The organism is Glycomyces rhizosphaerae (assembly GCF_042647865.1).
GTDB lineage: Bacteria > Actinomycetota > Actinomycetes > Mycobacteriales > Micromonosporaceae > Glycomyces > Glycomyces rhizosphaerae.
The window spans coordinates 787567-797984 of sequence record NZ_JBHRWO010000004.1 but is presented as its reverse complement, the minus strand read 5'-3'; the positions used below and the strand labels follow the sequence as shown (position 1 = coordinate 797984).

Sequence of the window (10418 nt, the reverse complement as noted above, 5' to 3'; positions counted from 1 at the left end):
CTGTCGTCGCCGCTTCCGCGAGGAGACGGAACTTCCCTGCAAGCCTGGCGATGGCGGCGATGGATCCTGCCGTGTTGAACGTGAAGTCGAACTGCGACAACAACAAGTCCCGGAGGGCGGAGAACCCGAACTCGGAACGATGCAGCCCAGAGGTCTTCATCTCGATCACCGCTGCCAGGACTGCCGCGTGCTGGGTGTTGATGAGAGAGGCGGCTTGGTCGAGGGTGGAGCGGATGGCTTGGGCCTGGGAGTGGCGGTCCGATGCGACCGGGGCGGTGACTGGGGCTGTGATCGGGGTGGTGGTGCAGTGGCTCATCGGGGTCTCGCCTCCCTTCCGCTGTTCTCGAATGATCTGGTTGTTTTCGCTTGTTCGTGCTGTATCAAGCATAGATCGGGCAGGGCTAGGTGTCATCACTCAATCGGGTGAATCATCGATGTTTCTGCAGGTCAGCGGTATCGCCCCCCGCGGTCGGGTGTGTCGCGGGCGGGGTCAAACCGACCTGTCGGCACCTCGGCCCTCGGGCGGATCGGACCCGGCGGCCGCACTGCGACCGGGACACCTCAGACCCCTTTGTCGCCGCCCGCTTTAAGTCCAATCTCCACGGCGCACATGGCAAACGCGCAACGCGGTTAGATGGACTCTCTCAGAAATGCGGCAGTTTCCGCGTCGGCCGGAAAGAACGACTCGATGGCGAGTTCGGCGACCGTGACGTCCATCGGTGTGCCGAAGACCGTTGTGGTGCTGAAGAAGGAGAGGATGCCGCTGCCGGTGTCGATCCGGAGGGGCACGACGAGGCTGTGCGGCGGTGCGGTGTCGATGCCGCCGGGGTACTGGCGCAGTTCCTCGCGCAGCTGCTCCAGTTCGGGGTCGCCGGTGGCTCGGATCTGGTGGTCGAGGCGGGAGAGGATGTGGCCTCGCCATTGCGGGAGGTTGCGGATGCGGGGCGCGACGCCCTTGGGGTGCAGGCTGAGTCGCAGGACGTTGACCGGGGGTTCGAGGAGTTCCGGCGCGCAGCCGGCGATCAGTTGGTCGAGGGCGGGGTTCGCGTCGACCATGTTCCATTGTCGATCGACGACGACGGCCGGATACGGCATGTGGCCGTCGAGGATCTGAATGAGCGCCTGGCTGATGCTGCTCATCGAAGGTTGGTCCAGTGAGGACTCGCTGTAGGCGGGGGCGTGGCCCGCGGCCATGAGGATGTCGTTGCGGTGGCGCAGCGGGACGTCCAGTTCCTCGCAGACCTTGATGATCATCGCGGCGGTCGGATTCGACCGCCCGGTTTCGATGAAGCTGAGGTGGCGGGAGGAGATGCGGCACTGGATCGCGAGCTCCTGCTGCGTGAGGTGCCGTTGCCTGCGCCAATGCCGGATCAGATCGCCCGGGGTCTGCCGGGCCGCGGTCGCGGTGAGCTGTGCTGCCATGGGGCCCAGCCTAAACCCACAGGTAGCGCAGCCCATTACCTCCGAGGTAATCGACGGAGGCCGCGATCGGGGCGAAGCTGGTGTCGTTCCCGGGAATCGCCGGGGCAGCGAGAGACAGGGAAATGACATGACCGACTTCAACGCCATCGCCGCGGATTACATCAACGCCTTCAACGAAACCGATGCAGCCGAGCGCAAGCGCCTTGTGGCCGAGTTGTTCACCGCTGACGTCTACTACGTCGACCCCATGGCGGCCGTCTCGGGACATGACGGCGTTGACGCCTTCATCGCCGCCGCGCACCAGCAGTTCCCCGGCTGGGTCTTCACCCTCGTCGGACCGGTCGACGGCCACGGCACGCAGGCACGGTTCACCTGGGGTCTCGGGCCCGCGGGTGCGGAGCCGCCGGTCATCGGGTTCGACGTGATCGTCGTCGATGAGGACGGCCGGATCGTCCAGGTTCTCGGCTTCCTCGACAAGGTGCCGACCGCCTGACGGCGTGCCCAGCCCTCACCGACGTGATGCCACCGCCGCGAGCGCTCAGCGCTCGACCTCGAAGTCGACGAGGACGGCGGTGGCGTCGTCATGTCGCTTGCCACTCCACCGTTCGGGGTCGGGGTCGGTGAGTTCGGCTCCGCGAACGGCGTCGATGAGCGTTTGGGGACCGCGGTTGGCGGTCGCGAGCGCCGGCAGGTCGGCGAGGCCGTAGCCGTATCGGTCGACCAGGCGGGTGATGCCGTTGGTGCACAGGAGGATTCGACGTACCTGGGCTACTGGGCGGTGTCCGGTGAAGGCGTGGTCGGCCGCTTCGGGCACGGCACCTGCGAACCATGCGCCGCCGGGCTTGTTGCGGTACTGGAGGATGAACGCCTGGATCCCTTCATCGGTGTCGGGCGGCTCGGGGAGCTCGTAGACGCGATTGTCGGTCTCCATGGCGACCTGCCCGGTCGCGTCTTCGAGGAGCACCGCGGCGTCGCCCACCACCAGCCATTCCAGTCGGTCATCCTTGATGCGCGCCAATGCGACCGTCGCGCCAGGCGAACGCGGGTGCGTCATGTCGCACCGGGGGCCGTGGTCGGCGACGGTGGCGCGGATGGCCTCCCGGAGGTGGTCCGCCAGCGCGCCCTCGTGGTTGTCGAGACCGTCTTGCAGGTGGGCGCCGAGGCGGTCGACGATCCAGGCGACGCCGTGCTCGCATCCGACGTCGACACCCGCAGGCGGATTCGCGCCGTCGAGGACCAGTGCCCAGTCCGCGCCGGTCAGGGCCAGGTCCTGGTTCTCCTTGCCGGATCCGATCGCCGTGTGGCTCTGCGCTTCGAAGGTCATGCGGGCTCCGCTCGTCAGACGCTGGTGCCGTGCCAGGTGTTCCAGAGCCGAGCATAGGGACCGTTGGCCCGCAGGAGGTCGTCGTGGCTGCCGAGTTCGGCGAGGCCGCCGTCCTCGATGACGGCGATGCGGTCGGCGTCGTGGGCGGTGTGGAGGCGGTGGGCGATGCCGATGACGGTGCGGCCCTTGAGGACGGCGGCGAGCGCGCGTTCGGTGTCGCGGGCGGCTCGGGGGTCGAGCATGGCGGTGGCCTCGTCGAGGATCACGACGTCCGGGTCGGCCAGGACGATGCGGGCGAGGGCGATCTGCTGTGCCGCTGCGGGATCGAGTTCCTGTGCGGTGCCGCCGAGTTCGGCGTCGAGGTCGTCGGCCCAGGTCGCGCCGACCGTGGCCAGGGCGGCCGCGAGTTCGGTGTCGGTGGCGTCGGGTTTGGCGAGGGTGAGGTTGTCGCGAAGCGCCGCGGTGAAGACGTGGTGTTCCTGGGTAACGAGGGTGACGTGGCCGCGGCGGTCGCCGAGCGGGAGGGACGCGACGTCCACTCCCCCGATGGTCATTCGGCCCTGTTGCGGGGCGTCGATGCCGGAGACGAGGCGGGCGATGGTGGATTTGCCTGCGCCGCTGGGGCCTACGACCGCGAGGCGTTCGCCGGCGGGGATCTTCAGGTCGACGCCGTGGAGGACTTCGGGGCCGGTGGGGTAGGCGAAGTGGACGGAGCGGAGTTCGACGGTCCCGTCGATGGGAGTCGCCTCGGCGGTGGCCTCGTCCTCGGTGTCGATCGCGGCCACGCCTTCGACGCGCGCGAAGGAGGCGAAGCCGCGCTGGAGCCATTCGACCATCATGAGCAGGAAGTTCAGCGGGGTCATGACTTGGCGGGAGAGCACGGCGCACGTGGCGACCTCGCCGAGGCTCACCATGCCGTTGAAGTACATCGCGCCGCCGAGGACCAGCACCGCCGACGCGGGGAGCACATAGGAGCTTTCGAGGGTCAGGAAGTAGATGCTGCGCAGGTAGAGCGTGTACCTGTTCGCGGCCCAGTGGACGGCGATCGTGGTGTCGCCGTGGGCGATGCGGTCCTGTTCGAGACGGTAGAGCTCGGCGGTTCGCGCGCCTTCGGCCGTCGCGGTGAGCGCTTCGCCGGATCGGGATTCCGCTCGGGCCTGGGTCAGGTAGCCGGCGCGGGCCCGGTTCAGGTACCAGCGGGCGCCGATGGCGATGAGCGGGACGGCGAGCAGCATGCAGATCGCGAGCACCGCGTTGACCCAGACCATCGCTCCGATATAGACCAGTGCGGTCAGGATCGCCACGGCCGCTTTGGGGAGCGCATCGCGGATGAGGTTGCCCGATTGCGGGACGTCGACCGAGGCGCGGGTCATGAGGTCGCCCGCGCCGGCCTGCTCGGCGGTGTGGAGGGGCAGGCGCAGGCACTGCTCGACGAAGCGTTCGCGCAGGCGGGCCGAGAGGTGCTCGCCGACGCGGTTCGCGGTGAAGCTCGCCAGCCAGGTGAGCGCGACGGCGGCGGCGATGGCGGCGGCCATGCCCGTGGCGAGCGCGTCGATGTCGCCGACGCCTTCGCCTGCGACGAGGGTGTCGATCATGCGGCCCATGAGCAGTGGCGCGGCGGTCGAAGCGCCCGCAGCGGCCACGCGCAGCGCGACGGCGATGCCGACGCGGGTGCGTTCGGAGAGCAGGAGCGCGACGAAGGCGCGCCGGACGCGGTCGGGTTCGGCGACCGGCAGTTCAGTGTGGAGTTCGGTGGTCATGAGAGCTCCCGGTTGACCAGTGCCCGGTAGTCGGGCCGCGATGCGGTGAGTTCGGTGTGGGTGCCGGTGGCGATGACCTTGCCCTCCTGGACGAACGCGACCCGGTCGGCCCGGCCGAGCCACAGTGGAGAGGCGCTGACGATCGCGGTGGTCCGGTCTTCCCTGAAGGCGGCGAGGCGTTCGGTGATGCGGGCTTCGGTGTGGGAGTCCACCGCCGACGTCGGCTCGCATAGGAGCAGGACTTCGACGTCGGCCGCAAGGGCGCGAGCGAGGCGAAGCCGTTGGCGCTGACCGCCGGAGAGCGTGCGGGCCTGATTGTCCATTTCGGTGGCGAGGCCCTCGGGGAGGGCGTCCACGACGTCGGCGGCTGCGGCCGCGGTGATCGCCGCCCGGGCGTCGGTGCCGCCGATGACGGCGTTGAGGGTGCCCGCGAAGAGGTACGCGTCGTGGTCGCCCGGAAGGATTCTGCGGCGCAGTTCGTCCGACGACATCCGTGCGATCGGGACGCCGCCGAAGACGGCCTCCGAGAGTTCAAGGCCCGCGAGGCGGTCGAAGACGCCGGCGGCCGCTTCCGTGTCGGCGGTGGCCACGGCGGTCAGTCCCGGGCTGAGAGTCAGGCCGGATTCGGGGTCGTAGAGGTCGGCTCCGATTTCGGGTCCCCGCAACGGGTCTCGTGGAGATTCGCGTTCGGGGAGGGCGAGGAGTTCGCAGACCTTGCCGCAGGCCACCTGGCCCTGGATGATCGTCATGGCCGTGCCCATGAGCCAGCGCACCGGCATGAGGAGCGCGGCCGTGTAGCCGAAGGCGGCGACCATCTGGCCCACCGTGATGTCGTCGGTGGCCACGAGGCGGGCCGACATCCAGACGACCGCGCCGAGCAGGATCGCCGGGGCGCCTTCGGAGACGGCGTCGATCCAGGCGCCGGGAGCGGCGAGGCCGAAGCCGGATCGCTTGAGTCGCTGGGAATCACGGCGGTAGGCGGCGTTGAAGCGGTCTTCGCCGCCGACGCCGCGCAGGACGCGGAGTCCGGCCACGATGTCGGCGGCGCGTTCGGTGGCCACCCCGATGTCGCGCCGGTAGGACCCGTAGCGGGCCTGGAGGCGGCGGAGCATCGGGCCGGTGACGGCGGCGACCGCGATGACGCCGATGAAGACGGTGAGGCCGAGGACCGCGGACATGTCGAACAGCAGCACCGCGACCGCGACGATCCCGGTGACGCAGCCGACCGTGGGGGCGAGCGACTCGATGGCGCGGCCGATCGAGACGACGTCGGTGACGCCGACGCTGACCACCGCGCCGGTGGTCGTCTGGCGGCGGAAACGCGAGCCGAGCCGCGCGGTCTTGCGGGTGGCGAGCTGGAGGACGCGGTACTGGGCGTCGTGGCGCCACCAGACGGTGAGGCGATGGTGGAGCACGATGCTCACGGCCGCGACGGATCCGGCGAGCGTGAGGGCACCGGACCAGGCGGCGAGCGCGCCCCAGTCGCGGCCACGGATCCCGTCGTCCACGGCACCGGTGAGGAAGATCGGCATGACGGGGACGAGGCCGAGGGAGAACACGGCGGAGACGAGGACGGCGGCGGCGAGGGCCTTGCGCCGCGTGGCGAGCCAGGTGAAGAGGCCCCAAGAGGTGGTCGGCGGTGCTCCGGGATCGGCTACGGGGAGTTCGGGTGCGCGGAGGAGTGACACGGGGACACCGTAGCCAGCGGCGCGCACCGGCGGCAAACGTTTAACAGCGGTATGGGTCAGCCGTTCCCGAAGAACAGGCCGCCGCGGTTCTGGGATTGGCCGATCGCGTTGCGGCGGTGGCCGACCAGGTCCACGACGCGGTCGACCAGTTCCTCCGGATTGTTGGTGGTCGCGGCGGCGCGCGGGTGGGACATGGTGCGCACCTGCGGGTTGTCCGAGAAGACCACCGCGGGAGTGGGTATGCCGCGGGCCACCATGCGGTCGAGGAGGGCCATCCCCGCGACCCCGTCGCCGGGGTCGCGTTCGCGGCGCAGGTCGGTGATGACCAGGTCGTACGTGCCCCGGTCGAGGAAGCGGAGGGCCTCGTCGGTCGTGCCGACGGGGTCCACTCGCATTCCGGCCGTGCGGAACAGGCGGATGAGCGGCTCGTTCCATTGAGGGTGGTCGTCGACCCAGAGGATCGCGCCGCCCTGAAGGAGGTCCGCGGCGCCCGCGAGGCGGGTGGCGGCGCGCAGGCCGCGCTGCGGGTCGGCGGTGACGGCGTAGTAGGACGGCGGCCGGAACGCGGTGGTCCCGGCCGGCGCGGCGGCCTGGGGCGGGTACATCGCCTGGAAGCTCTGCTGCGCGGGGATCGGTGCGTACACCGGACCGGCGCCCTGCGGATACACGGGGACGCCGCTCGGCGGGGTCTCGGCCGAGACCGGTTCGCGGTCGGCGGGGGCGGTCTGGACGCCGTCATCCTCGTCTTCGACGTCGCCGTCCAGCAGGGAGGAGAGGTCCAGATCGTCCTCATCGGAGGAATCCTGGTCGGGCTTCCGGCTGGGCCGCAGCACATGCGTCTTGTCGGTGTCCTCAGGCGTGGAGAGCGGCGCGGTCCAGGTTCCCAGGCCGGCGGGGCCGCCGGGCTGCGGCGTGCCCCAGCCGCCGGCGGCGGTTCCGGCCGTGACCTCCTGGCGCCAGCGCACTTCGTGGGGTTGCAAGGGGCCTTCGGCGGGCGCGTCGTCGAGCGCCGAGGCGGGCGCCTCGGGGCCCCGGTTGAACGCCTGCGCGATGGCGTCCTGCGCGAAATCGACCGACACGAACGGCGACTCGACCCGCGTCATCCGGTGCGCCTGCTGGGCGAGCAGCCGTTTGGCGGTGATGAGGGCGGCGACGCCGAGGCCGAGCCACACGAAGGTGGGGATGATCTTGATCAGCTCGATCCAGATGGCTTCGCTCATCAAGGGCTCCAAAGAGGGGGTACCGGGCCGGGCGTCTTCACCTTAATAGCCCGCCGCCATCGGCCCGGCACCCCGGTGCCTCATCTCGTGAGCGCCGCGAAAAGGGCGATCCAGCGGTCCGGCGGGACGAGCCCGACCGGTCGGTCGCGGGCGATCCCGGCTTCGGCGCAGGCGCGGTGCGCGGTGTGCTTGGGGACGACGCGGCAAAGGGACGCTGCGAGCGAGCCGCCGACCCCGGAGAAGCCGAGGTCCACCAGGTCCAGGTAGTCGATCATGGCGTCCTCGGGCAGCAAGGGCTTGGGGCGACGGCGGAGATGGATCGCGCCCGCGTCGACCTGCGGCACCGGCCGGAACTCGTGGCGGCCGATGCGCATGCCGAGCGTGAAGTCGAACTCGGGCCAGTGCTCGACGGTGAGCCTGCTCCAGCGGCCGAAGTCGCCGGTGTGCTTGCGGGCGAATTCGAGCTGCGTCACGAGCGTCGCCGAGGTGAGCGCTTGCGCCTTCAGGCACCAGCGGACGATGTCGGTCGTGATCCCGAAGGGCGCGTTGGACACCACGGCGAAGGGCTCGCGCGGCGGCCGCACGTCGCGGATATCCGCTTGGTGGCAGCGGAAGTGCTCGTGATGGCCGAGGCGCGACCGCAGGCGTTCGACGAAGTGGCGGTCCTTCTCGTAGGCGATCACGCGGCGGGCCCGGTCGAGCAGTGGTCTGGTGACCATGCCGTCGCCTGGGCCGACCTCGATCACGAGGTCGTAGGGGCCGACGTCGGCGGAGACGACGAAGTCGCGCGCCACGTGCGGGTCACGGAGGAAGTTCTGGGACAGGGCCTTGCGGTTCGAGATGTCGCGGTGCTCGCGGGCGCGCGGAAATTGGCTGCGGGACATGGGAGTACTCCACGGGACGAGTCGATTCAGGACGATCGATTCGCCTAGGCCCGCGCAGGGGCGCAGCCGGTGCCCGTCAGCGAGGGCAGCGGAGAGAAGAGCGCGTGTGGGGGCCTAGGCCGCCGCGCGCAGCCGAATGAAGCTCGGGCAGGACGCGGTGGACGCGAACTGCCCTGGAGACCCGTACATGCCAGCGAGATTAACCCGGATCGTCTGGAGCGTCCACCCGGTTTTCCCGCCTCGCACGGGGGATCGCGCCGGTGTCACCGGTCGAGTACCGGCCCGGCACATGCAGGCGCAGGACCGCCTCGCTCGCCCAGTCCGGCACCGAACCGGGCCGGGAGGCGGCCACCATCGTCAAGAACGCGAGCGGCACCGTCCACAGTGCCGGCTGTGCGAGCAGGACCGACACGACGCCGGGCTCCAGGTCGAGGACCACCGAGGCCAGCGCCGCGCCCGTCGAGGTGCACGCGCCCACGAGCAGGCCCGCGGTCGCGCCGGTCGCGGTGAGGCCGCGCCACCAGATGCCGAGGGTGAGCAAGGGGCAGAAGGTGGAGGCGGCCACCGCGAAGGCCCAGCCGACCAGGACGTTGATGTCCACATCGGCAGCCGGGAGCGACAGGACCACCGCGAGCGCGGTGCCGACGACGACGCCGAGGCGCAGGCGGGAGAGCGAGCCGCCGAACAGGTCGTGCGAGAGGCCGCCGGCGAGGGCGAGGAGGAGACCGGAGGAGGTCGACAGGAACGCGGCGAAGGCGCCGGCGGCGACGAGCGCGGTCAGGACCGCGCCGACGGTGCCGGGGACGATCGCGCCGGGCACCAGGAGCGGCACCACGTCGGTCTCCTCGGGGTCGGGCGTGACGACCTTCCCGAGGAGGCCGTAGACGATCGGGAACAGGTAGAACAGGCTCAAGAGGACGATCACGGAGACGGCGACGCGGCGGGCCGCGCGGGCCCCGGCGACCGTGTGGAAGCGCATCACGACGTGCGGGAGTCCCATGGCGCCCAAGGTGGTCGCGACCAGGACGGAGATCGTGGCGAGGAGGGGGTGGCCGGAGCCGTCGAGGTCGAGGAGCGGGCGGGTCCAGTTCGCGTCGACCTCGACCGGGTTGATGGCCGCGTCGCGGCGTTCGGGCCCGGCGAGGACGATGAGGCAGACCGCGGGACCGGCGATGAACGCGAGTTTCACCAGGTAGTGGAAGGCCTGCACATAGGTGGCCGAGCGCATGCCGCCGACGGCGATGGTCGAGGAGACCACCAGGCCCGCGCCGACCACGCCGATCCAGTAGGGGATGCCGGAGACGAGTTCGAGCACGACACCGGCGGCTTTGAACTGCGGCAGTAGATAGAGCAGCATGATGACGAGGACGACGAGGCCGCACATGCGGCGGATGCGCGGCGAGCCGAGCCGGTATTCGGCGAAGTCGGGCACGGTGTAGGCGCCGCTGCGGCGCATGGGCCCGGCGGCGAGGGCGGCGACGAGCACATACCCGGCGGTGAAGCCCACGGCGTACCACATCGCGCCGACGCCGTTCTTGACGAGGAGTCCGGCGAGGCCGAGAACCGAAGCGGCCGAGACGTATTCGCCCGCGATGGCGAGGGCGTTCCAGCCGGGGACGATGCTGCGGGAGGCGACCAGGAAGTCCGGTGTGGAGCGTGCGGCGCGCACGCCCCAGACGCCGATGACGACGCTGGCGGCGAGGACCAGGCTGATGGAGGCCAGGCCGAGCATCAGCGGTCCTCGTGGTGTTCGGCCTCGATGCGCTCGGCGCGGCGCACGTGGACGGCGGCGAGGACCAGCAGGATCGGGTAGGGCGCGAAGAAGAGCACGGCCCAGCCGAGGCGTCCGGGGGTGAGGACGGCGGCGGTGAGCAAGGCGGCCAGGGCTATCGCGAGCGCGGTGGCGGTGCGGACGGCGAGGCGGCGCTGGCGGTGGAGGGCGCGTTCGGCGGCGGCGAGGTCGATCGCGGTGTGACTGATCGAGAGGCGGCCGGGGCGGCGCGAAAGGCGGCCGGTGGCGTCCGACTTGCGCCGCAACGCGAGTCGGGTCTGGGGGCTGGTGACGCGGACGCGCTGGTTCACGGGCACGCACCTCGGGCCTTGCGGCGCAAGGCGTTCGG

At 70.6% G+C, this 10418-nt stretch carries 10 protein-coding genes; 1 reads left to right on the top strand and 9 read right to left on the bottom strand.

The features are described from left to right. Both ACFO8M_RS04620 and ACFO8M_RS04615 read right to left on the bottom strand, forming a co-directional pair. The coding region (locus tag ACFO8M_RS04620) for a hypothetical protein (RefSeq protein WP_387971130.1) at window positions 1-316 on the bottom strand (316 nt) is incomplete at its 3' end. 314 nt (window positions 317-630) lie between these two features. Further along, window positions 631-1422, bottom strand: coding sequence for a helix-turn-helix domain-containing protein (locus ACFO8M_RS04615; RefSeq protein ID WP_387971127.1), 792 nt, complete (start codon window positions 1420-1422; stop codon window positions 631-633). Window positions 1423-1549: 127 nt separating this feature from the next. On the opposite strand from ACFO8M_RS04615, the gene ACFO8M_RS04610 reads away from it, so the two are divergent. Continuing rightward, window positions 1550-1915: a nuclear transport factor 2 family protein gene (locus ACFO8M_RS04610; protein WP_387971124.1), complete on the top strand. Its 366-nt coding sequence runs from the start codon at window positions 1550-1552 to the stop codon at window positions 1913-1915. Between the two features lie 45 nt (window positions 1916-1960). Here the strand turns inward: ACFO8M_RS04610 and ACFO8M_RS04605 are convergent, their stop codons facing one another. From ACFO8M_RS04605 to ACFO8M_RS04575, 7 genes are all read right to left on the bottom strand, one after another. Beyond that, complete coding sequence (locus ACFO8M_RS04605; RefSeq protein WP_387971122.1) at window positions 1961-2746, bottom strand: protein phosphatase 2C domain-containing protein; 786 nt, start codon at window positions 2744-2746, stop codon at window positions 1961-1963. A 14-nt stretch (window positions 2747-2760) separates the two neighbouring features. Next, entirely contained in the window at window positions 2761-4506 is a 1746-nt protein-coding gene (locus tag ACFO8M_RS04600) for an ABC transporter ATP-binding protein (protein WP_387971119.1), read from the bottom strand. Further along, window positions 4503-6194, bottom strand: a complete 1692-nt coding sequence (locus ACFO8M_RS04595) for an ABC transporter transmembrane domain-containing protein (protein ID WP_387971116.1) — start codon at window positions 6192-6194, stop codon at window positions 4503-4505. Before ACFO8M_RS04595 ends, ACFO8M_RS04600 begins: the two co-directional genes overlap by 4 nt. A 56-nt stretch (window positions 6195-6250) precedes the next feature. Then, window positions 6251-7414, bottom strand: coding sequence for a response regulator (locus tag ACFO8M_RS04590; RefSeq protein WP_387971113.1), 1164 nt, complete (start codon window positions 7412-7414; stop codon window positions 6251-6253). A gap of 80 nt (window positions 7415-7494) precedes the next feature. Beyond that, window positions 7495-8298 carry a 23S ribosomal RNA methyltransferase Erm gene (erm, locus tag ACFO8M_RS04585; protein WP_387971111.1) on the bottom strand — a complete coding sequence of 268 codons (804 nt, stop codon included), beginning with the start codon at window positions 8296-8298 and terminating at the stop codon, window positions 7495-7497. Window positions 8299-8497: 199 nt separating this feature from the next. After that, the gene (locus ACFO8M_RS04580; protein WP_387971108.1) at window positions 8498-10030 is read right to left on the bottom strand and encodes a sodium/solute symporter; all 1533 of its coding nucleotides are present in this window, start codon (window positions 10028-10030) and stop codon (window positions 8498-8500) included. Continuing rightward, complete coding sequence (locus ACFO8M_RS04575) at window positions 10030-10380, bottom strand: hypothetical protein (protein ID WP_387971105.1); 351 nt, start codon at window positions 10378-10380, stop codon at window positions 10030-10032. The genes ACFO8M_RS04580 and ACFO8M_RS04575 overlap by 1 nt, the downstream gene beginning before the upstream one ends. Window positions 10381-10418: the final 38 nt, after the last annotated feature.

Bases quoted from the DNA above. Each gene is read 5' to 3' on its own strand.
- ACFO8M_RS04615 (WP_387971127.1), bottom strand. From the start codon at position 1,422: ATGGCAGCACAGCTCACCGCGACCGCGGCCCGGCAGACCCCGGGCGAT.
- ACFO8M_RS04610 (WP_387971124.1), top strand. From the start codon at position 1,550: ATGACCGACTTCAACGCCATCGCCGCGGATTACATCAACGCCTTCAAC.
- ACFO8M_RS04605 (WP_387971122.1), bottom strand. From the start codon at position 2,746: ATGACCTTCGAAGCGCAGAGCCACACGGCGATCGGATCCGGCAAGGAG.
- ACFO8M_RS04600 (WP_387971119.1), bottom strand. From the start codon at position 4,506: ATGACCACCGAACTCCACACTGAACTGCCGGTCGCCGAACCCGACCGC.
- ACFO8M_RS04590 (WP_387971113.1), bottom strand. From the start codon at position 7,414: ATGAGCGAAGCCATCTGGATCGAGCTGATCAAGATCATCCCCACCTTC.
- erm (WP_387971111.1), bottom strand. From the start codon at position 8,298: ATGTCCCGCAGCCAATTTCCGCGCGCCCGCGAGCACCGCGACATCTCG.
- ACFO8M_RS04580 (WP_387971108.1), bottom strand. From the start codon at position 10,030: ATGCTCGGCCTGGCCTCCATCAGCCTGGTCCTCGCCGCCAGCGTCGTC.